This is a genomic window from Streptomyces sp. NPDC012888, assembly GCF_042900645.1.
In the GTDB taxonomy this organism is placed as follows: Bacteria; Actinomycetota; Actinomycetes; order Streptomycetales; family Streptomycetaceae; genus Streptomyces.
This window is the reverse complement of sequence record NZ_JBIBBM010000006.1, coordinates 1-20,234: the sequence shown is the minus strand read 5'-3', so window position 1 is coordinate 20,234 and position 20,234 is coordinate 1. Positions and strand designations below refer to the sequence as shown.

The window sequence follows — 20,234 nt, the reverse complement described above, 5'->3', positions numbered from 1 at the left end:
GCCCGCCCGCCCTCAGTGGGTCAGGGGGTAGGAGTGCCGGCCCGTGGCCTCGTCGATCTCCATGTGCGCCTTGGAGAGCATCTGGGACGCGAGGTCCATCAGCGCGCGGGCACCGGCGATCTCCTCGCCCACCCGGAGCTGCTGCGGGTCCGACGGGTGGCGCATGGCGTAGCCGCGCGCCTTCATCTCGGTGCCGTCGGGGAGTCTGACCATGGCGGCCGCGCTGGTGCGGTGCCCGTCCTCGGTGAACTCCATCTCGACATGCCATCCGACGAGTGTGGACATGCTGCACCACCTCCAGGGGTTTTCCTGTCCTTCCAGGGTGCACCTAGGCCCTGGCGGACGCGATCTGGCCGAGGTGGGCGAAGGAGTCCTGGAGCTGCCCGGCCAGCCGCCGCTCGACGGTGTCCGCGCCGCCCAGCGTCGGGGACGGCGCCACCCGGGCCAGGTCGGCGTCGGGGGCGCCCGCCAGGTAGGCCTCGACCATGGCGTGCACGGCGTCGGCGTACGCCTCCAGCAGCCGGGCGCCGCCGGGGCTGGCGAAGGCGTCGGCCTCGGCGCGGCTGTGCCCGTACCCGGTGTCGGCGGGGTCGGCGGGGCGGCCGAACCGCTCCGCCCAGCCCGTCAGCCACAGCTGCCGGACCCCGGCGACCTCGGAGAGGTTGCGGTCCTGGCCGCGCAGCACGTGCCAGACCAGCCAGCCGACGGTGTTGCCGTCCTCGCCGGGCCGGCGGTCCAGGCCCGGGTCACCGGCCTCCGCGAGTGCCGCGGCCAGCCCGGCACGGACCTGCCGGAACATCATCAGGGTCAGGGACTGCCATCCGTGCGTCGTCATGCACGGCATCCAACTGCACGGCATTACCCGGGAGGTAATCGATTTCGCGGTGGCCGGACGCGAGGCTTCACCCGTCGAACCGACGAACCGACGAACCGACGAACCGAGGGGTACGAGATGAACGTCCGCCGCCGAGACCGCACCGGTCTGCTCGCCGCCGCCACCGTGGTCACCACCCTGGTCGCCGGCCTGGTCGCCGGCTCCCCCGGCGCCGGCACGGCCACCGCCACCGCCGAAGGCGGCGAGTGCCCGCAGGTACGGCCGAAGGTCGAGCTGCTGGAGGGCCGGATCACGCCGAACGCGTGCGCCTTCATGCGGCGCCAGATCGCCTTCGGCGAGGCTCCCGCGCTCGACACCTACCTGGACATCTTCGACGCGGACGCCAGCCTGTGGGAGGCCGGGAGCCCCGCGCAGCGCGGCCACGCCGCGATCGGGGCCTCGATCACCAGGTCGCTGGCCCTCGTCCCCGACCTGCGCTACCGGGGCACGGAGGTGGTGACCGACGGCACGGCGATGTTCTTCGGCCAGCACAACGAGGTGACGATCAAGGGCCGGAAGGTCGCGTACCCCCAGATCGCCCGCAACGTCCTCGGTGACGACGGCAAGACCATCCAGGCCCGCCGCTACTACGACCGTTACGAGCTCTTCGAGCCGCTCGCGCCCGAGCTGCGCCCCCGGCCCCTGTTCGACGGCGTCGCCGACTCCGGCCGCCCGTACGCCGGCCCGGCCGCCGGCCGGTTCCGCGCGCGGGACGTCCCGTCGCGCCTCGCGGCCTGGAACGACGGGGACGTCGCCGCGCTCCTCGGCCGCGCGGCCGGCCGGGCCCGCCTGACGGGGCCCGGCCTGGACGCGCCGCTGACCACCCGCGCGGGCCAGAGCGCCTACCTGGAGCGGTTCTTCGCCAAGGCCGACGTGCGGTTCGCGCCGGGCCAGGCCGTCTTCGGCCGCACCACCGCGTACGTGGAGTGGCACGGCACGGCCACCGTCCTGAGGACCGCCGAGGACCCCGACGGCACCGACGTGCCGTTCGGCATCGTCGAGCGCTTCGGCCCGGACGGCGAGTGGGAGCTCTCCTTCGACACGCTCCCCCTGATCGCCACGCCCGCCGAGATCACCGCCCTCTTCAAGGCGATCGGCTAGCGCTCGGCTGGTGCTCGGCTAGCGCTCGGCGCGCAGCCGGCCCGCGACCTCGGTCGCCCAGTACGTGAGGATGGTGTCCGCGCCGGCCCGCTTGATGCCGGTCAGGGTCTCCAGGATGGCGCGGTCGCGCTCCACCCAGCCCTTCTCCGCCGCCGCCTCGATCATGGCGTACTCGCCGCTGATCTGGTACGCGGAGACCGGCACGTCCACAGCCTGCGCGACCCGGTACAGGATGTCCAGGTAGGGGCCGGCCGGCTTGACCATCACCATGTCGGCGCCCTCCTCCAGGTCGAGCGCCAGCTCGCGCATCGACTCGCGGGCGTTCGCCGGATCCTGCTGGTAGGTCTTGCGGTCGCCCTGGAGGGAGGAGGCGACGGCCTCGCGGAACGGCCCGTAGAACGCCGACGAGTACTTGGCGGTGTAGGCGAGGATCGACACGTCCTCGTGTCCGGTCTCGTCCAGCGCGTCGCGGATGACTCCGACCTGACCGTCCATCATCCCGCTCGGCCCGACCACGTGCACGCCCGCGTCGGCCTGGACCTGGGCCATCTCCGCGTACCGCTCCAGCGTGGCGTCGTTGTCGACGCGGCCGTCGGCGTCGAGGACGCCGCAGTGCCCGTGGTCGGTGTACTCGTCGAGGCAGAGGTCCGACATGATCACCAGGTCGTCGCCGACCTCCGCCTTCACGTCGCGGATCGCGACCTGGAGGATGCCGTCCGGCTCGGTGCCCGCCGTGCCCAGCGCGTCCTTGTTCTCGTCGGCCGGCACGCCGAACAGCATGATGCCCGCGACGCCCGCCTCCACCGCCTCGGCCGCGGCCTTCCGCAGGGTGTCCCGGGTGTGCTGGACGACGCCCGGCATCGCCTTGATGGCGATCGGCTCGCTGATGCCCTCCCGCACGAACGCCGGCAGGATCAGGTCCGAGGGGTGCAGCCGGGTCTCCGCGACCATCCGCCGCATCGCCGGGGTGGTCCGCAGCCGGCGGGGCCGCGAGCCGGGGAAGGAACCGTACGCGCTCATCTTCAGTCGCCTCTTCGAGCTTCGACAGCAGTCGGGACAAGCCTAGAGCCCCGCCCGTGCGGGAACCGGGCCGCCCGGTCGGCCCGCCGGCTACGGCAGGTCGAGCAGGGCCCAGAACACCACCGCGTTCACCAGCACCACGGCGGGCGCGGCGACGGCGATCCCGACGCGCCGGGCCGAGTTGCGCACCTGCCACGGCAGCGCCCAGCACCACACCAGCAGCACCAGCACCCCCACCAGCCCCACCACGAACACCGGCCAGGCGATCTCGAAGCTCGCGTCGAAGGCGTCGGACGCCCCCTCCGCGCAGGAGTCGCACGCCATCGGCGACAGCCCGGCGAACAGCAGCGACGCGAAGCCCAGCGGCAGCGTCAGCAGGGTGGAGAGCAGCGGGGCGACGAAGGCCCGGCGGTCACGCTCGTCGATCTCGGTCATGCCCCCACTGAACCCCGCGACCCGGACCTCGCGGATCGGGTCGGCTACTCAGTTCCGCCTGGGTACCGCACCCTCCCCGCACCACCGCACTTCCGGCGCCGGCGATTGAGCGGGCCCGGCCGGAGCCCCGGGGCGCATGCGGAGCCGGGCCGCACCATCCAGCCCGAGCGGCGATTGAGCGGGCACCGGCGGACCCACAGCCACGCAGCCGACGCTCCGCCCAGCCACACGGGGCTCCGCCCCGCACCCCGCTCCTCAAACGCCGGAGGGGCTGGAATGCCCCACCCGGAGCCGGCCCGCAGGGCCATACCCCCCCCTCGACCAGCAGCTCGCGGACCCGTCCGGCGTCCCCCGCCCGTACCGCCTCTTCCAGCCCCATGCGTCCGAACATGCCAGGGGGCCGGGTGCGCACCGCACCCGGCCCCTCGGTTCACGTCACGTCGTACGACGACGCCTGGCGCCCGGGCGGCGTTCGCTCGGGCGGGACACCGCCTCGCCGGCCGCCCTCGCCGCGTCGCGGCGGGCCGCGCCGTACTCGGCGAGGGCCTCCGCCAGCTTCGACACGCTCGGCTCCGGCGACAGGACGTCGACCCGCAGGCCGTGCTCCTCCGCCGTCTTCGCCGTGGCCGGGCCGATGCAGGCGATCACCGTCACGTTGTGCGGCTTGCCCGCGATGCCGACCAGGTTGCGGACGGTCGAGCTGGACGTGAAGAGAACGGCGTCGAAACCGCCGCCCTTGATCGCCTCACGGGTGTCCGCCGGCGGCGGCGAAGCGCGCACCGTCCGGTAGGCGGTGACGTCGTCGACCTCCCACCCGAGCTCTATCAGGCCCGCGACCAGCGTCTCCGTCGCGATGTCGGCACGCGGCAGGAAGACGCGGTCGATCGGGTCGAAGACCGGGTCGTACGGCGGCCAGTCCTCCAGCAGCCCGGCCGCGGACTGCTCCCCGCTCGGCACCAGGTCCGGCTTGACGCCGAACTCGACCAGCGCGGCGGCGGTCTGCTCGCCGACCGCGGCGACCTTGATGCCCGCGAAGGCCCGGGCGTCGAGCCCGTACTCCTCGAACTTCTCGCGCACCGCCTTGACCGCGTTGACCGAGGTGAAGGCGATCCACTCGTAGCGGCCCGTCACCAGGCCCTTGACCGCGCGCTCCATCTGCTGCGGGGTCCGCGGCGGCTCCACGGCGATGGTCGGCACCTCGTGCGGCACCGCGCCGTACGAGCGCAGCTGGTCGGAGAGCGAAGCCGCCTGCTCCTTGGTGCGCGGCACCAGCACCCGCCACCCGAACAGCGGCTTCGACTCGAACCACGCCAGGTCCTCGCGGCGCTCGGCGGAACTGTGCTCCCCGACCACGGCTATCACCGGGCGGGCGCCCTCCGGCGAGGGCAGCACCTTCCCCTGCTTGAACACCTGCGCGATGGTGCCCAGCGTCGCGGTCCAGGTCCGCTGCCGGGTCGTGGTGCCCGCCACCGTCACCGTCAGCGGGGTGTCCGGCTTGCGGCCGGCGGCCACCAGCTCGGCGGCCGCCGCGGCCACCGTCTCCAGCGTCGCCGAGACCACCAGCGTCCCGTCGCTCGCGCCGACCTCGGTCCAGCACCGCGCCGAAGCGGTCCGCGCGTCGACGAAGCGCACGTCGGCGCCCGCCTTGTCACGCAGCGGCACCCCCGCGTACGCGGGCACGCCGACGGCCGTCGCCACGCCCGGGACGACCTCGAAGGGGATCCCCTCGGTGGCGCAGGCCAGCATCTCCTCGGCCGCGGAACCGTCCAGCCCGGGGTCGCCCGTGACGGCACGGACCACCCGCCTGCCCGCGCGCGCAGCCTCCATGACAAGATTGGCGGCATCCCGGATCACCGGGACTCCGGCGGCCGTTGACGCCTCGTCAGCGACCGTCAGCTGCGGCGTGTCGACGCCCGTGCGCGCGTGCGTCCGCACGACGTCGAGGACGTCGGGCTCCGCGATCAGCACGTCCGCGGCCGCGAGCGCCTCGACGGCGCGCAGCGTCAGCAGTCCCGGATCGCCGGGACCGGCGCCGAGGAAGGTGACGCGTCCGTGGGCGGCGACCGCCGGAAACGCGGAGGGCTTGGGACTTGAGGGGTTCAAAGCGATCGCTCCCCCATCAGACCGGCCGCGCCCTTGGCGAGCATCTCGTCCGCGAGTTCGCGGCCGAGCGCCATCGCCTCGTCGTACGACTGGGGCACGGGACCGGTGGTGGACAGCTGCACCAGCGTCGAGCCGTCGAGGGTTCCGACGACGCCGCGCAGGCGCATTTCGTTGACAATCTCCCCGTCGGCGAGCAGGTCCGCGAACGCGCCCACGGGTGCGCTGCAGCCGGCTTCCAGGGCGGCGAGGAGGGACCGCTCGGCGGTGACGGCGGCCCGGGTGTCCGGGTCGTCGAGCTCACCGAGGGCGGCGATCAGGTCCGCGTCGGACGCGAGGCACTCGACCGCCAGCGCCCCCTGGCCGGGGGCCGGCAGAACATGGTCGACCGAGAGGTGGTCGGTCGCTTCGTCGCTCCGGCCGATCCGGTTGAGCCCGGCGGCGGCCAGTACGACGGCGTCCAGCTCACCGTCGCGGACGTATCCGATCCGGGTGTCGACGTTCCCGCGGATGGGGACGGTCCGGATCGTCTTGCCCAGGCTCCGGGCGTACGCGTTCAGCTGCGCCATCCGGCGCGGCGAACCGGTCCCGACGGTGGCGCCGTCCGGGAGCTGCTCGAAGGTCAGGCCGTCCCGGGCGACCAGGGCGTCCCGGGCGTCCTCGCGCGGCGGCATGGCGGCGATGACCAGCTCGGCGGGCTGCGCGGTCGGCAGGTCCTTCAGCGAGTGCACGGCGAAGTCGACCTCGCCGCGCAGCAGGGCCTCGCGGAGCGCGGTCACGAAGACACCCGTGCCGCCGATCTGCGCGAGGTGCTCCCGCGAGACGTCGCCGTACGTGGTGATCTCCACCAGTTCCACGGGGCGGCCGGTGACGGCGCGCACCGCGTCCGCGACGTGGCCGGACTGGGACATGGCCAGCTTGCTGCGCCGCGTGCCGAGCCGCAGGGGCCGGTCGGGACGTGTGTTCATGATGCCCGTCCTGGGTCGTCGTTCTTGTCGGCCTGGCTGACGGCGGCGACCGTCTGCGGGTCGAGGTCAAAGAGTTCGCGCAGCGCGTCGGCGTACCCGGCGCCGCCGGGTTCGCTCGCCAGCTGCTTCACGCGCACCGTCGGCGCGTGCAGCAGCTTGTCGACCACGCGGCGCACGGTCTGGGTCACTTCGGCCCGCTGCCGTTCGTCGAGCTCGGGCAGCCGGCCGTCGAGCCGGGTCACCTCGGCGGCGACGACCTCGGCGGCCATGGCGCGCAGCGCCACCACCGTAGGCGTGATGTGGGCGGCCCGCTGGGCCGCGCCGAAGGCCGCCACCTCGTCCGCCACGATTCCCCGCACGGCGTCCACATCCGCGGCCATCGGCGCGTCGGCGCTGGCCTCGGCCAGGCTCTCGATGTCGACCAGCCGCACGCCGGGGATGCGGTGCACGGCGGCGTCGATGTCGCGGGGCATGGCCAGGTCGAGCAGTGCCAGCCGGACCGGCGCGACGAGGTCGGCGCCGGCCCGTACGACCGCGCCCCGCCTGGGCTGCCGCTGCGCGGCGGCCTCGCCCTGGTCGGCCCAGGCCCCGTGCAGCTCCAGCGAGCCGGCGTCGACACCGGCGAGCGCGGCCCGCCCGTCGGGCGCGTCCGGCCCGACCGGGCAGCCTTCGGGTGCCACGGCGGCGGTGAGGGTCCGCGCGGCCCCGGCGTCGGCGATCCGCCGCCCGGCCCGCGCCACGGCGGCGAGCCGCGCGAGCGCGTCGAGCTCGGCACCACCGGGCCCGGCGGGGGCGGCTTCCAGCCCGGCGGGGGCCGTCTCCAGCCCCGTCGGCGTTCGAGGCGCGGGGTCCGGGGCTGAGCCCCGGGACGGGGTCCGGGGCTGAGCGCCGGTTCCGGGCCGGGGGTCCCCCCAGGGGTAGCCGGGGGAGGGCGGGGTGGGGGCAGGCCCCGCAGGGCCCGCCACGGCCGCGGCCACGTCGTCCGCGGTGAGCACCAGCCCGGTCGCCCCCGTGCAGGACACCGCCACGTCGACCCGGCCCAGCTCCTCCGCAACCGCCGACATGGGGATCGACCGAGCGGCGGCCGTACCGGTCGCGGCCAGGATCTCCACCAGCCGCTCGGCCCGCGCAGACGTCCGGTTGGCCACCACGATCTCGCCCACGCCGACGCGCGCCAGCGTGGCCGCCGCCAGCGAGGACATCGACCCGGCGCCGATGACCAGCACCCGCTTGCCCGCGGCCCACTTCTCCACCGGCTCGCCGCCGGGCAGCGCCAGCTGCTCCAGGCCGAAGGTGACCAGCGACTGCCCGGCGCGGTCGATGCCGGTCTCGCTGTGCGCCCGCTTGCCGACCCGCAGGGCCTGCTGGAACAGGTCGTTGATCAGCCGGCCGGCGGTGTGCAGCTCCTGCCCCAGCGCCAGCGCGTCCTTGATCTGGCCGAGGATCTGGCCCTCGCCGACGACCATCGAGTCCAGGCCGCACGCCACGGAGAACAGGTGGTGCACCGCGCGGTCCTCGTAGTGCACGTAGAGGTAGGGGGTGAGCTCCTCCAGGGCCACCCCGCTGTGCTGCGCGAGCAGCGTCGACAGCTCGGCCACGCCGGCGTGGAACTTGTCGACGTCCGCGTACAGCTCGATGCGGTTGCAGGTGGCGAGCACCGCCGCCTCCGTCGCCGGCTCGGCGGCCAGCGTGTCGTGCAGCAGCTTCACCTTGGTGTCCGCGGACAGCGCGGCCCGCTCCAGCACGCTGACCGGCGCGCTGCGGTGGCTCAGCCCTACGACGAGCAGACTCATGCCGGCATCACCGCCGGGACGTCACCCTCGGGTCCGCCCTTGCGCGGCGCGGCGGCACCCCGGGCGGCCGGGGGCACGGGGGCACCCGCGCCGGCCCCGAGCACGCCCGAACCGGAACCGGAACCGGCCACGGCGCCCGCGCCGAGCGCGCCCGCCTCCGGGCCGGCCGACGCCGCTTCCTCGCCGGCCTTGCGCTGCTCGTGGAACGCGAGGATCTGGAGCTCGATCGACAGGTCGACCTTGCGCACGTCCACGCCGTCCGGGACGGACAGCACGGTGGGCGCGAAGTTGAGGATGGAGGTGACGCCGGCCGCGACCAGGCGGTCGCACACCTGCTGGGCCGCGCCCGCCGGGGTGGCGATGACGCCGATGGAGACGCCGTTCTCGTCGATGATCTTCTCGAGGTCGTCGGTGTGCTGCACGGGCATGCCGGCGACCGGCTTGCCGGCCATCGCCGGGTCGGCGTCGATCAGGGCCGCGACCCGGAAGCCGCGGGAGGCGAAGCCCCCGTAGTTGGCCAGGGCGGCGCCGAGGTTACCGATACCGACGATGACGACCGGCCAGTCCTGGGTGAGGCCCAGCTCGCGGGAGATCTGGTAGACGAGGTACTCGACGTCGTAGCCGACGCCGCGGGTGCCGTAGGAACCGAGGTAGGAGAAGTCCTTGCGCAGCTTCGCGGAGTTGACTCCGGCGGCGGCCGCGAGCTCCTCGGAGGACACCGTGGGCACCGACCGCTCGGAGAGCGCGGTGAGGGCCCGCAGGTACAGCGGGAGCCTGGCGACGGTGGCCTCGGGAATGCCTCGGCTGCGGGTCGCCGGTCGGTGAGTTCGGCCAGTTGCCACGATGCTCCTGCGGGATGAGCGGGGCTGCAGGCGGCCAGATGTCCCAGGACCGCCCCGTCGTATGCAGGCTATGTCTTTGTGAACGCGTGCACAAAGATTGTGTCCGCTTTGTCCGTGCAAAGTGACCGGGGTCACGCGATCCGGACAGGCAGAACGGGAACCAGTCGCCCGCCGAACCCGTTCAAATCCCAAAGGGGGCAAAACCGTACACGCTCCTCATCGCTATGCCCCCGAGACCCCCCAAATCGCCCATGATGGTATCCGGCGGGCGCCCCTGCCCGGCTCAGCCCTCCAGCGCCCGCCGCAGCCGGTCCGGGTTCACCCGCCAGAAGGTGTGCTGTTCACCGTCCACCAGCACCACCGGGATCTGCTCCCAGTACCGCCGGTACAGCTCCTCGTCCTGCGAGATGTCCTTCTTCTCCCACCGCGCCCCGGTCTCGGCGCAGACCTTTTCCACCACTTCCTCGGCCTCGTCACACAGATGACAGCCGGGCTTGCCGACGAGCGTGACCATCCGCTCGGCGGGGCTCTTCTTTTCCTTGCGGCGCAGCAACGGAGTCATGCGCCCATTGTCCCGCCGTACCGAGAGTTAACTCAGAGGTATCCCCACGGTTCGGGACGGACCGAACACAGTGGCTATGCTCGCGTCATGGCCGCTCCCGGATGGCTCACCCACCGCAAGCGCTCCGCCACCGCGCGCAGCGTCCTCGCCGGCGAGGCCTCTGCCGAGGCCGCCCGGAAGACCGCACAGGCAGGACCGGAAGCCGTCGAGCCGCCGGCCGGCGCCCCGGAGCCGGAGGCCGAGGAGCAGTTCCCCGTCGCCGGTGACGAACGCGCCGCCGCCTTCTTCGACCTCGACAACACCGTCATGCAGGGCGCCGCGATCTTCCACTTCGGCCGGGGCCTGTACAAGCGGGAGTTCTTCCAGCGCCGCGAGCTCGCCCGGTTCGCCTGGCAGCAGGCCTGGTTCCGCCTGGCCGGGGTCGAGGACCCCGAGCACATGCAGGACGCCCGCGACAGCGCCCTCTCCATCGTCAAGGGCCACCAGGTCTCCGAACTGATGGCCATCGGCGAGGAGATCTACGACGAGTACATGGCGGAGCGGATCTGGCCGGGCACCCGCGCCCTGGCCCAGGCGCACCTCGACGCCGGGCAGAAGGTCTGGCTGGTCACCGCCGCGCCCGTGGAGACCGCGACGATCATCGCCCGCCGGCTGGGCCTGACCGGAGCCCTGGGCACCGTCGCCGAGTCCGTGGACGGTGTCTACACCGGCCGGCTGGTCGGCGAGCCGCTGCACGGCCCGGCCAAGGCGGAGGCCGTCCGCGCGCTGGCCGCCGCCGAGGGGCTCGACCTCGAACGCTGCGCGGCGTACAGCGATTCGCACAACGACATCCCGATGCTGTCGCTGGTCGGCCACCCGTACGCGATCAATCCCGATACGAAACTGCGCAGGCATGCCCGCGAACACGACTGGCGCCTGCGCGACTACCGGACCGGCCGGAAGGCCGTGAAGGTCGGCGTCCCCGCGGCGGCCGGAGTCGGCGCCCTGGCGGGCGGCGCCGCCGCGGCGATCGCCCTGCACCGCCGCCGCCGCTAGCGGGCGGACATTCCCCCAGCCTTACCCGCCCGTCCCGGGCGGCACTCAGGCATGCCCGACTCGGCCACAACAGGCCCTGGAACCACGCATTCCGTGTGCGAAATCGATCAGCAATCGATCATCGTCTGCGACGGAATATGCCCTCGACACGCAACAGAAGTGTCGGAAGCGATGATTTTCGCAACTGGGTGTAGTGCTGCCTGTACGAAGCGTTATTCTCCTCAGACGCATGCCACCGCCCATCTGTCGCCACGACGGGTGAACGGTCCCGCACTGCACGTGATGGAAGCTCTGCCTCTGGGAGTCCCGTGTACCCACCTGTCGGGGTTGACGCCTCGGGCCTGGCCACGCTGCGCGCAACGGTCATCGACCACTTGCGCGGCTTCGTCCCCACCGCGTACGCCGTCCCCGCCTTCGCCGCCGCGGTCCCTGCCGGCTCCGGCCCGGTCGGCCCCTGCTATGCCCTGACCGACGGTGGGGCGGCCGTGGGCAGACGGGGCACCGGCCGTACGGGCGGCACCGCCGCCGCGAGCGGCACCGCCGGTGGCGGGGGCACCGGCACCCAGGCCGCCCGCCGCCCCAGCGCGGACAGCGACAGCGCCCGCATGATGGACCTGGTCGAGCGGGCCCAGGCCGGCGAGGCCGAGGCCTTCGGCCGCCTCTACGACCAGTACAGCGACACGGTGTACCGCTACATCTACTACCGCGTCGGCGGCAAGGCCACGGCCGAGGACCTGACCAGCGAGACCTTCCTGCGCGCGCTGCGCCGGATCTCCACCTTCACCTGGCAGGGCCGCGACTTCGGCGCCTGGCTGGTCACCATCGCCCGGAACCTGGTCGCGGACCACTTCAAGTCCAGCCGGTTCCGTCTGGAGGTCACCACCGGCGAGATGCTGGACGCCAACGAGGTGGAGCGCAGCCCCGAGGACTCGGTGCTGGAGTCCCTCTCCAACGCCGCGCTGCTGGAGGCCGTGCGCAAGCTCAACCCGCAGCAGCAGGAGTGCGTGACGCTCCGCTTCCTCCAGGGGCTGTCGGTCGCCGAGACGGCCCGCGTGATGGGGAAGAACGAGGGAGCCATCAAAACCCTCCAGTACCGGGCGGTCCGGACCCTGGCCCGCCTCCTGCCGGACGACGCCCGCTGAAGACTTCTGAACCCATGCCTTCGTTTTCGCTGTGGTCCGATCATCCTTCGTCCGTAACCCAAGTGCCGCGCCGCTCGTTGTGCGGGATGCAGGCTCCCTGTGGACACGCCATGCCCGAAGCCGCTCACTCGAAAGTGTGGATGTGCTCAAGGAAGGCAACCTTCCGGACACCTTGGGGAGTCGATCGTCATGACGAGAGGAGGTGCCGCCAGTGATCGCGAACGTTTCCCCCCACCGGCGGGCGAACGCCTTCGCCCAGGCCCTGGAGGATCGGACACCGTCCGGCCTTTCGGAACCGGAACCGGCGGCCGAGCAGCCCGAGGCGCCTGCCGAAACTGCCGAGCACGGTCGGCTGTTGGCCCTGGCGAGCGCGCTCGGCGAACTGCCGCGCCCGGAGATGGACCCACAGGCCAAGGTGGTGCAGCGAGCCCAGCTCGTGGCCGCCATGGAGGCCATGGTGATGGAGGAGAGGGCCGGGGGCGGTGCCGCCTCGGACCCTCAGGTGCCCGAGCAGCGGACCGGCCGCGGCGCCCACCGGGCGAGCCCGCTCCGGAAGATGCGGCCCCGCTCCCGCTGGTCCAAGGGCATCGCGGCGGGCGGTCTCACCGTGGGTGTGGCCGCAGGGGCCTTCAGCGGAGTGGCCGCTGCCAGTTCCGACGCCCTGCCGGGTGAGACCCTCTATCCCCTCAAGCGGGGCATGGAGGACATCAAACGCGGCATGGCCGACGACGACTCGGACCGGGGCGAGCTCTACCTCACCCAGGCCTCGACGCGGCTCTCCGAGGCCCGCCGGCTGATGGACCGCGGCAAGTCCGGCCAACTGGACCACGAGGACCTGAGCGAGATCCGGCGCGCCCTCGCCGGCGTCAAGCACGACGCCGCCGAAGCCCACCGCCTGCTCCACCTGGCCTACGAACGGGACGGCTCCCTGGGACCCATCCAGGCGCTGAACGCCTTCTCCCGCTCCCACCGGGACGCCTGGGGCAAGCTGCGCTCGACCCTCCCGCCCCAGCTGAACGACGTGGGCGAACAGGTCAGCTCGGTCTTCGACGCCATAGAGCAGGACGTCGCCCCGCTGCAGGGCCTGCTGCCGAAGCCACCGGAGCAGACCCGCGGTTCCAGTCCGGGCGGAGGCGGCACCCCGGCCAAGCAGAACGGCCCCTCGGGCACGCAGCCGTCCGCCCGGCCGTCCACCCCGGGCCAGTCCGGTGCCGCCACCCCGGCCCCGGCAGCGCCCAGCGACGCCGGAAAGCCCTCCGGCGGCGGTCTCCTCGGCGGAGGCACCGACGGCCTGCTCAAGCCGCCCCCGGTGGGCACGGCACCGTCCCCGACCGGCCCCGTACAGGAGCCGCAACCGGACATCACCCTGCCGCCCCTGCTCCCGGGTCTCCTCCCGGGCCTGGGCATCAGTCAGGAAGACGCCGGCTGAACGACCGGGTGGGGCCGGAAGTGCTCAGGCACTCCGGCCCCACCCGCGCACGTTCACGACCACGACCACATCAGGTCAGAAGAAGACCGACCGACGCTGCACCAGCAACTTGTAGAGCGTGTGCTGGATCTGCTCCCGCACCTGGTCCGTCAGGTTGAACATCAGCATGGGATCCTCCGCGGCCTCAGCCGCGTAACCGTCCGTCGGGATCGGCTCGCCGAACTGGATCGTCCACTTCGTCGGCAACGGCACCGCCCCGAGCGGCCCCAGCCACGGGAACGTCGGCGTGATCGGGAAGTACGGGAGCCCCAGCAGCCGCGCCAGCGTCTTGGCGTTGCCGATCATCGGGTAGATCTCCTCCGCGCCCACGATCGAGCAGGGCACGATCGGCGTGCCCGCCCGCAACGCCGTCGACACGAAGCCGCCCCGCCCGAAGCGCTGCAGCTTGTACCGCTCCCCGAACGGCTTCCCTATCCCCTTGAAGCCCTCCGGCATCACCCCGACGAGCTCACCGGCCTCCAGCAGCCGCTGCGCGTCCTCCGCGCAGGCCAGCGTGTGCCCCGCCTTCCGGGCCAGCTCGTTCACCACCGGCAGCATGAACACCAGGTCGGCCGCCAGCAGCCGCAGGTGCCGCCGCTCCGGATGCCGGTCGTGCACCGCCACCTGGAGCATCAGCCCGTCGAGCGGGAGCGTCCCCGAGTGGTTCGCCACGATCAGCGCACCGCCCTCCGCCGGGACGTTCTCGATGCCCTTCACCTCGACCCGGAAGTACTTGTCGTACAGCGGCCGCAGCAAGGACATCAGGACCTGGTCCGTCAGCTCCTCGTCGTAGCCGAACTCGTCGACCTCGTACTCACCGGTGAGCCTCCGCCGCAGGAACGCGAGGCCCCCCGCGATCCGCGCGTCCAGGCTGCGGCCCCCGCCGCCCGCTCCGGCCCGTCCCGCGGGCACCGGCTCCGGCTCCGGCCCGGACGGACCGTACGCCTCCCCGTACGCGTCGCCGGCCGCCTCCACGGCCGGGTCCGGCACCGCCACGGGACGCGCCCGGCGGCCGGCGGCACGCCGCCGCGGCCGGTCCTCGTCGAACGGAATGACCTTGGCGTCGGCCACTATCGGTACGCTCCCTCTCCAGCTCCATCGGACACGTCGACGTCCAGCAGGCCCGCCACCCGGTGCACGGCCCGCCCGATGCGCTCCGGCGGCAGCATCCCGGTCCCGCGGCCCCGCGCGAAGTCCGCGAACGTCTCCGCCGTCGTGTACACCGGCTCGAAGCCCAGCACCTCGCGCATCTGCGTGGTCTCCACGACCCGCCCGTGCGTCAGCAGTCTTATCTGCTCCGGCGAGAAGTCCGTCGCGCCCACGGCCCGCAGCGCCGACCCCAACCACGTCACCGCCGGCATCAGCAGCGGCACCGTCGGCCGACCCAGCCGCCGCGAACACTGCGACAGCAACAGCACCCCGTCGCCGGCGATGTTGAAGGTCCCGCTGTTCAGCGTGCCCCGCCGCGGCTCCCCCGCCGCCAGCCGCAGCACGTCCAGCACGTCGTCCTCGTGCACGAACTGCAGCCGCGGGTCGTAGCCGAGCACCGTCGGCATCACCGGCATCGAGAAGTACTCGGCGAGCGCCGAATCCGGATGCGGCCCCAGGATGTTCGCGAACCGCAGCACGCACACCGCCACGTCCGGGCGGCGCCGCGCGAAGCCCCGTACGTACCCCTCGACCTCGACGGCGTCCTTCGCGAACCCGCCCACCGGCAGCGCCTTGGGCTGGCTGGTCTCCGTGAACACGGCCGGGTCCTTCGAGGTGCCGCCGTACACGCTCGTACTGGACTTCACCACCAGCCGCCGCACCGTCGGCGACTTCTGGCACGCACCCAGCAGCTGCATGGTCCCGATGACGTTGGTCTCCTTGACGGCGCTGCGCGCGCCGCCCGTCATCCCCGGGCCGCCGCCGGTGACCGCCAGATGGACCACCGTGTCCACGGCGTGCTCGGCGAGCACCCGGGCGATGGACGACTGCCTGATGTCGGTACGGACGAACTCGGCCGAACCCAGCCGGTGCGGCGGGACCACCGCGTCCACCGCGATCACCCGATCGACGTCCGGATCACGCTGTATCCGGCGTACGAAGCGGCCTCCCAGCTGCCGGGCAGCCCCGGTCACGAGCACGACCTTCCCCACAGCCCCGCGCCTCCTCATCCGGACCCGACTACACCGCAGCCCCCCCACCATGATGGTGGAGGGGCTGCGGAGAACACGTACAGCTGCCGTCTACTTCTTGTTACGGCGCTGAACGCGGGTGCGCTTGAGCAGCTTGCGGTGCTTCTTCTTGGCCATCCGCTTGCGCCGCTTCTTGATAACAGAGCCCACGACTACCCTCGCTCACTTCTACTCTCTTGGTGCGGGGCGTCTGGGCCCACACGACCTACGTCGGCCTAGCCTACCCGCCAGAGCACCGTGCTTGTAATCCGAGGGTCACCCGGGATCCGTCTTCAGGCCGACTCCACCCCCACAAACGACTCCCGAAGGTACTCGTGGACCGCGTTCTCGGGGACCCGGAAGGACCGGCCCACCCTGATCGCGGGCAGATGACCGTTGTGCACCAAGCGGTACACGGTCATCTTCGACACTCGCATCACCGAGGCGACCTCCGCCACGGTCAGGAACTGAACCTCACTGAGAGGCCTCTCGCCAGCAGCCATGTCACACCTGACCTTCCGCGCATGACGGGGCACCGGCTTCCCCTCCGGTTACTCCACGTCGTCGCACGCTCACTCCACAGGTTAGGGGCGGGTGATACGAGTGGGGAAGAGGTGCAGCGGCCACCGACCGCGACCCGCCCTCAGCGGGGCAGGCCCGCCCGGTGGAGCACATAGCCGACGAGGGGCCGGTAGTAGTCCGGCCGCACCCCGTCATCAAGCGGAACTGCCACCGCCACGCTCCCCTCCGCTTCCCCCACGAACAACGCGGGATCATCCGTGTCGGCCAGCCCGATGGCCTCGAAACCCAGCTGACCTGCCCCGCAGACCCACCCGTGATCCCCCACCACCAGCTCCGGCAGCGGCCCCCCGGCCTCCGCGAGCGCCCCCAGGGCGATCCGAACCGGCAGCGGGGAATGCGAGTGCGCGCCGGTCGCACCCGCCGCCGGCCGCGCGCCTTCTTCCCGCACCAGCGCGACCCCCCGTACGTAGTCGAGGCGGTAGGTGCGTACGCCGAACCGCCCCACCATGTCCACACGGCGGCCCTGCGCCGGGGTGAGGACAACACAGCCCGCCGCCGACAACGCCTCCGCCAATGCTGCGTAGAAACCCAGGAGCCGATGGGGGTGTCCGGTGCCGAACAGCACCGGCGCACGGGCCTCGCCCGCCCTCCGCAGCCGCCCCGCGAACGCGTCGAGCGCCGCCAGCGTCCGTTCCGGATCGATGACGTCGGGCCCGCTCACATGCCCCGGATCACCGGAAACCCCGCACCTGTCGGCCATGAGCCCTAACAAGTCCCGTTCCCGCCAGCCCCGTTCCGGATCCAGACCCAGCAACACCCTCGGGTCACGGGCGGCGAACAGCCGGTAGCTGCGCAGGCTCTCCTCACGCGAAGTGGCCACGGGTCCGGCCAGCCTGGCCGCCAGCAGGTGCGCGCGCAGGGCGCCGGTACTCAGCACCCTCCGATGCTGCCGCACGCCCCCTGACGGGTCACCACATACCCGCCAGGTCCCCACAGTCGGGCTAACCCGCCCCTCCCGGAGACCAAAGCCGACGCTCCGTCACACCAGCATCCCGCGCAGCGGGAACACCGCCCGCCGTGCCGCGAGAACGGCCTGATCCGTACGGTCCGCCGGGTCGTACCCCGCGTCCCACGACCGCCACGAGACGCTCCGCCCGTCCGTCATCCGGCCCGGCGCCAGCTGCCGGGTCCGCGCGTACACCTCGTCCCGCCAGGAGGCCGGCACGGCGGACTCCGGGTCGACGGGCCGGTGCGCGGCGATCCCGACCAGGTGCGTCCACGACCTGGGGACCACGTCCACCACCGCGTACCCGCCGCCGCCCAGCGCCAGCCAGCGCCCCCCGGCGTGCTCGTGCGCCAGCGCGTGGCAGGACTCCTGCACGGCCCGCTGCGCGTCCAGCGACACCGCCAGGTGCGCGAGCGGGTCCTCGAAGTGGGTGTCGGCCCCGTGCTGGGTGACGAGCACCTCGGGCCGGAAGTCCGCGAGCAGTTCGGGGACGGTCGCGTGGAAGGCCCGCAGCCAGCCCTCGTCACCGGTCCCGGCCGGCAGCGCCACGTTCACCGCGCTGCCCTCGGCGGCCGCGCCGCCCGTCTCCTCCGGCCACCCGGTCTGCGGGAACAGCGTGCGGGGGTGCTCGTGCAGGGAGACGGTGAGCACCCGCGGGTCGTCCCAGAACGCAGCCTGTACGCCGTCGCCGTGGTGCACGTCCACGTCCACGTAGGCGACGCGTTCGGCCCCCAGTTCCAGCAGCCGGGCGATCGCGATCGCCGCGTCGTTGTACACGCAGAACCCGGCCGCCCCGCCGGGCATGGCGTGGTGCAGGCCGCCTGCGAAGTTCACGGCGTGCTCTGCCTCGCCCCGCCACACCGCTTCCGCCCCGGCGACGGACTGGCCGGCGATCAGGGCGGCCGCCTCGTGCATCCCGTGGAAGGCGGGGTCGTCGACGGTGCCGAGCCCGTACGAGCCGTCGGCGATCCCCGGGTCGGCGGACACCTCGCGGACGGCGTCGACGTAGTCCTCCCGGTGGACGAGCCGCAGCGTGGACTCCCCGGCCCGCCTGCCCGACCGGACCTCGACCTCCCGGTCCAGCCCGAAGGCGCGGACCAGCCCCATCGTCAGCGCCAGGCGCACCGGATCCATCGGGTGGCCGGGGCCGAAGTCATACCCCGTCACCGCCTCGTCCCACATCAACAACCCGCGGCCGCTCATGACCCACACCGTAGCGGGCGCCTTCCTTCCCGAACGAGCGGGCGTGGACGAGCGTCAGCAGGACCAGGACCATCGGCACGAGCATCGCCCCGCGGTAGCTCCAGGCGTCTCCGAGGGCACCGACCAGCGGCGAACCGATCAGGAAGCCGACGTAGTTGAAGATGTTCAGCCGGGCGATCGCGGTGTCCGACGCGCCGGGCCCGTGGCTGTCGGAGGCCTGCCGGCCGGCCGCGGCGAAGGTTTGCGGAACGATCACGCACAGCCCGAACCCGAGCAGCGTGAACCCCACCATGCCCACCCAAGCCCCGGGGGCGGCAGCCACCACGGCGAACCCGCCGGCAGCCAGCAGCGTGCCGGCCCGGACGACGGCCGCCGCTCCGAACCGGCGCACCCCGAGGTCGCCGACGGCCCGCCCGGCCAGCGTCGTCACCATGTAGACGTTGTAGGGGACGGTCGCCATCTGCTCGGAGCTGCCGAGCACGTCCTGGAGGTACTTGGCGCTCCAGTTCGCGACGGTCGAGTCCCCGATGTACGCGCACGCCATCACCAGGCACAGCGGCCACAGCGCCCGGAAGCCGACCGACCCGGTGCCCGCGCCGCCCTCCTGGTCCACGACCGGGCGCCGGTCGACGTAGTACCGGCTCCCGGCCAGCACCACCGGCAGCAGCAGGGCGACGGCCGGCAGGTAGGAGGCGCCCAGTCCCAGCCGCCAGTGCGCGCCCGCCCAGGCCGCCGAGGCCCCGACGATCCCGCCCAGGCTGTAGGCGGCGTGGAAACCGAGCATGATGCTGCGCCCGTACTCCTGCTGGAGGCTGACGCCGAGCATGTTCATGGACGCGTCGAGGGCGCCGACGGCCAGCCCGAACGCACCCAGGGCGAGGGCCACGTGCCACATCCGCGAGCCCGAACCGACGCCGAGCAGGGAGAGCAGCACCACCGGCTGGGACCACCGCAGCACGGCGCTCGGCGGCACCCTCCTCACCATCCGCTCGGTCGCCACGCTGGAGACCCCGGCGAGTACCGGCACGGCGGCCAGGAACACGGGCAGCAGGCCGTCGGATATCCCGTACCGCTCCTGGATGGCGGGGATGCGGGTCACCAGCAGGGCGAAGGTGACGCCCTGGACGAAGAAGGCGAGGCCCAGGGACCGGCGCCCGCGCCGCATCACCGTGGTGGTCATGGCCATGGTCATGGCGGCACAGCGTAGGCCCGGTGGCTACCGGGGGGTAGAGATCAGACCGAGAAGTTCCTTCATGTCCCCGAACAGACCGTTGGCGTCGGCGAGTCGGTCGGCGGCGGTCATCGCCGTGTACCCGTACACGTCCATCTCCGCGGCGACGGCGGCCTGCACACCGAGGGGGCTGTCCTCGACCACGGCGCAGCGCTCGGGCGGCACGCCCATCTCCCGGGCGGCGTGGAGGAACAGGTCGGGGGCGGGCTTGCCCTTGCCGACGTCCTCGGCGCTGAACAGGACGGCCTCGTCGAACCATTCGCCGAGGCCCGCCGCCCGGTGTCCGGCGCGGATCCGCCGGTGGCTGGAGGAGGAGGCCACGCAGTAGGGGGTTCCCGCGTCGCGGAGGCCGGCGAGGACGTCCTGGATGCCTGCCACCGGCCGCAGTTCGCGCTCGAAGGCGGCGAGGGTCCTGGCGAGCAGGGTCTCCTCGAAGTCGGCGGGCAGCCGCCGGCCGGTCCGCTGGTGCACGAGGTCGTGCACCCGGTGCACCGCGGAGCCCATGTAGTCCCGCAGGGAGTCCTCGTAGGAGGTCGGGTGTCCCAGCTCGGTCAGGTACCCGGCCAGGATGGTGTTGGCGAGCGGCTCGCTGTCCACCAGCACGCCGTCGTTGTCGAAGATGATCAGCTCGTATGCCATGACCAGACCCTAAACGCAGAAAAGCCCCGTACCAGATCTCTCGATCGGTACGGGGCTTCCCGCAATGATTGTTCGGCGGCGTCCTACTCTCCCACAGGGTCCCCCCTGCAGTACCATCGGCGCTGAAAGGCTTA

21 protein-coding genes are annotated in these 20,234 nt (G+C 72.7%); 4 read left to right on the top strand and 17 right to left on the bottom strand.

All coding sequences use genetic code 11. The features are described 5' to 3' along the window. Positions 1-12: 12 nt before the first annotated feature. Together ACFY61_RS12320 and ACFY61_RS12315 are read right to left on the bottom strand one after the other, a co-directional pair. Positions 13-285 carry a DUF1876 domain-containing protein gene (locus tag ACFY61_RS12320; protein ID WP_389470483.1) on the bottom strand — a complete coding sequence of 91 codons (273 nt, stop codon included), beginning with the start codon at positions 283-285 and terminating at the stop codon, positions 13-15. Positions 286-328: 43 nt separating this feature from the next. Then, positions 329-835, bottom strand: a complete 507-nt coding sequence (locus ACFY61_RS12315; RefSeq protein WP_389470480.1) for a DinB family protein — start codon at positions 833-835, stop codon at positions 329-331. A gap of 117 nt (positions 836-952) precedes the next feature. Between ACFY61_RS12315 and ACFY61_RS12310 the strand changes: the two genes are divergently transcribed. Continuing rightward, a complete protein-coding gene (locus tag ACFY61_RS12310; RefSeq protein WP_389470477.1) occupies positions 953-1,975 on the top strand; it encodes a nuclear transport factor 2 family protein in 1,023 nt (340 codons plus the stop codon). 18 nt (positions 1,976-1,993) lie between these two features. On the opposite strand, the gene hemB is transcribed toward ACFY61_RS12310, so the two are convergent. The 7 genes from hemB to ACFY61_RS12275 all read right to left on the bottom strand — a co-directional run bounded on the left by hemB (position 1,994) and on the right by ACFY61_RS12275 (position 9,695). Beyond that, positions 1,994-2,995: a porphobilinogen synthase gene (gene hemB, locus ACFY61_RS12305; RefSeq protein ID WP_389470475.1), complete on the bottom strand. Its 1,002-nt coding sequence runs from the start codon at positions 2,993-2,995 to the stop codon at positions 1,994-1,996. Positions 2,996-3,085: 90 nt separating this feature from the next. Beyond that, positions 3,086-3,430 carry a hypothetical protein gene (locus ACFY61_RS12300; protein ID WP_389470473.1) on the bottom strand — a complete coding sequence of 115 codons (345 nt, stop codon included), beginning with the start codon at positions 3,428-3,430 and terminating at the stop codon, positions 3,086-3,088. 435 nt (positions 3,431-3,865) lie between these two features. Then, positions 3,866-5,533, bottom strand: a complete 1,668-nt coding sequence (locus tag ACFY61_RS12295; protein ID WP_389470470.1) for a uroporphyrinogen-III synthase — start codon at positions 5,531-5,533, stop codon at positions 3,866-3,868. Then, positions 5,530-6,498: a hydroxymethylbilane synthase gene (gene hemC / locus ACFY61_RS12290; protein ID WP_389470468.1), complete on the bottom strand. Its 969-nt coding sequence runs from the start codon at positions 6,496-6,498 to the stop codon at positions 5,530-5,532. Before hemC ends, ACFY61_RS12295 begins: the two co-directional genes overlap by 4 nt. Further along, complete coding sequence (locus ACFY61_RS12285) at positions 6,495-8,291, bottom strand: glutamyl-tRNA reductase (RefSeq protein ID WP_389470465.1); 1,797 nt, start codon at positions 8,289-8,291, stop codon at positions 6,495-6,497. Before ACFY61_RS12285 ends, hemC begins: the two co-directional genes overlap by 4 nt. Then, the gene (locus ACFY61_RS12280; RefSeq protein WP_389470463.1) at positions 8,288-9,133 is read right to left on the bottom strand and encodes a redox-sensing transcriptional repressor Rex; all 846 of its coding nucleotides are present in this window, start codon (positions 9,131-9,133) and stop codon (positions 8,288-8,290) included. The genes ACFY61_RS12285 and ACFY61_RS12280 overlap by 4 nt, the downstream gene beginning before the upstream one ends. Positions 9,134-9,416: 283 nt before the next feature. Next, complete coding sequence (locus tag ACFY61_RS12275) at positions 9,417-9,695, bottom strand: glutaredoxin family protein (protein ID WP_389470460.1); 279 nt, start codon at positions 9,693-9,695, stop codon at positions 9,417-9,419. 87 nt (positions 9,696-9,782) lie between these two features. Here ACFY61_RS12275 and ACFY61_RS12270 point away from each other — a divergent pair, with 87 nt between their 5' ends. From ACFY61_RS12270 to ACFY61_RS12260, 3 genes are all read left to right on the top strand, one after another. Continuing rightward, positions 9,783-10,730: an HAD family hydrolase gene (locus ACFY61_RS12270; protein WP_389470458.1), complete on the top strand. Its 948-nt coding sequence runs from the start codon at positions 9,783-9,785 to the stop codon at positions 10,728-10,730. A 308-nt stretch (positions 10,731-11,038) separates the two neighbouring features. After that, a complete protein-coding gene (locus tag ACFY61_RS12265) occupies positions 11,039-11,872 on the top strand; it encodes an ECF subfamily RNA polymerase sigma factor, BldN family (RefSeq protein ID WP_389470455.1) in 834 nt (277 codons plus the stop codon). A gap of 211 nt (positions 11,873-12,083) precedes the next feature. Continuing rightward, entirely contained in the window at positions 12,084-13,301 is a 1,218-nt protein-coding gene (locus tag ACFY61_RS12260; RefSeq protein ID WP_389470453.1) for a DUF5667 domain-containing protein, read from the top strand. A 75-nt stretch (positions 13,302-13,376) separates the two neighbouring features. Here the strand turns inward: ACFY61_RS12260 and ACFY61_RS12255 are convergent, their stop codons facing one another. The 8 genes from ACFY61_RS12255 to ACFY61_RS12220 form a co-directional block, all read right to left on the bottom strand. Next, on the bottom strand, positions 13,377-14,411 hold the full coding sequence (locus ACFY61_RS12255; protein ID WP_389470452.1) for a lysophospholipid acyltransferase family protein: 1,035 nt from the start codon (positions 14,409-14,411) through the stop codon (positions 13,377-13,379). After that, positions 14,411-15,481: an NAD-dependent epimerase/dehydratase family protein gene (locus ACFY61_RS12250; protein ID WP_389470449.1), complete on the bottom strand. Its 1,071-nt coding sequence runs from the start codon at positions 15,479-15,481 to the stop codon at positions 14,411-14,413. The genes ACFY61_RS12255 and ACFY61_RS12250 overlap by 1 nt, the downstream gene beginning before the upstream one ends. A 90-nt stretch (positions 15,482-15,571) precedes the next feature. Beyond that, entirely contained in the window at positions 15,572-15,670 is a 99-nt protein-coding gene (locus ACFY61_RS12245; RefSeq protein WP_003948845.1) for a 30S ribosomal protein bS22, read from the bottom strand. Positions 15,671-15,792: 122 nt separating this feature from the next. Further along, a complete protein-coding gene (locus ACFY61_RS12240) occupies positions 15,793-16,002 on the bottom strand; it encodes a helix-turn-helix domain-containing protein (RefSeq protein ID WP_162688852.1) in 210 nt (69 codons plus the stop codon). A 140-nt stretch (positions 16,003-16,142) separates the two neighbouring features. Then, entirely contained in the window at positions 16,143-16,958 is an 816-nt protein-coding gene (locus ACFY61_RS12235; protein WP_389470446.1) for a phosphatase, read from the bottom strand. Positions 16,959-17,060: 102 nt separating this feature from the next. Then, positions 17,061-18,230 (bottom strand): acetoin utilization protein AcuC, encoded by a 1,170-nt coding sequence (locus tag ACFY61_RS12230; protein ID WP_389470444.1) that lies wholly within the window; start codon positions 18,228-18,230, stop codon positions 17,061-17,063. Continuing rightward, positions 18,181-19,395 (bottom strand): MFS transporter, encoded by a 1,215-nt coding sequence (locus ACFY61_RS12225; protein WP_389471265.1) that lies wholly within the window; start codon positions 19,393-19,395, stop codon positions 18,181-18,183. Before ACFY61_RS12225 ends, ACFY61_RS12230 begins: the two co-directional genes overlap by 50 nt. A gap of 51 nt (positions 19,396-19,446) precedes the next feature. Continuing rightward, positions 19,447-20,100, bottom strand: a complete 654-nt coding sequence (locus ACFY61_RS12220; RefSeq protein WP_389470441.1) for an HAD family hydrolase — start codon at positions 20,098-20,100, stop codon at positions 19,447-19,449. Between the last annotated feature and the right edge of the window lie 134 nt (positions 20,101-20,234).

Coding starts and splice junctions, on each gene's coding strand:
- ACFY61_RS12310 (WP_389470477.1), top strand. CDS start 953: ATGAACGTCCGCCGCCGAGACCGCACCGGTCTGCTCGCCGCCGCCACC.
- ACFY61_RS12230 (WP_389470444.1), bottom strand. CDS start 18,230: ATGAGCGGCCGCGGGTTGTTGATGTGGGACGAGGCGGTGACGGGGTAT.
- ACFY61_RS12315 (WP_389470480.1), bottom strand. CDS start 835: ATGACGACGCACGGATGGCAGTCCCTGACCCTGATGATGTTCCGGCAG.
- ACFY61_RS12225 (WP_389471265.1), bottom strand. CDS start 19,395: ATGCGGCGCGGGCGCCGGTCCCTGGGCCTCGCCTTCTTCGTCCAGGGC.
- hemC (WP_389470468.1), bottom strand. CDS start 6,498: ATGAACACACGTCCCGACCGGCCCCTGCGGCTCGGCACGCGGCGCAGC.
- ACFY61_RS12320 (WP_389470483.1), bottom strand. CDS start 285: ATGTCCACACTCGTCGGATGGCATGTCGAGATGGAGTTCACCGAGGAC.
- ACFY61_RS12300 (WP_389470473.1), bottom strand. CDS start 3,430: ATGACCGAGATCGACGAGCGTGACCGCCGGGCCTTCGTCGCCCCGCTG.
- ACFY61_RS12240 (WP_162688852.1), bottom strand. CDS start 16,002: ATGGCTGCTGGCGAGAGGCCTCTCAGTGAGGTTCAGTTCCTGACCGTG.
- ACFY61_RS12270 (WP_389470458.1), top strand. CDS start 9,783: ATGGCCGCTCCCGGATGGCTCACCCACCGCAAGCGCTCCGCCACCGCG.
- ACFY61_RS12285 (WP_389470465.1), bottom strand. CDS start 8,291: ATGAGTCTGCTCGTCGTAGGGCTGAGCCACCGCAGCGCGCCGGTCAGC.
- ACFY61_RS12275 (WP_389470460.1), bottom strand. CDS start 9,695: ATGACTCCGTTGCTGCGCCGCAAGGAAAAGAAGAGCCCCGCCGAGCGG.
- ACFY61_RS12220 (WP_389470441.1), bottom strand. CDS start 20,100: ATGGCATACGAGCTGATCATCTTCGACAACGACGGCGTGCTGGTGGAC.
- hemB (WP_389470475.1), bottom strand. CDS start 2,995: ATGAGCGCGTACGGTTCCTTCCCCGGCTCGCGGCCCCGCCGGCTGCGG.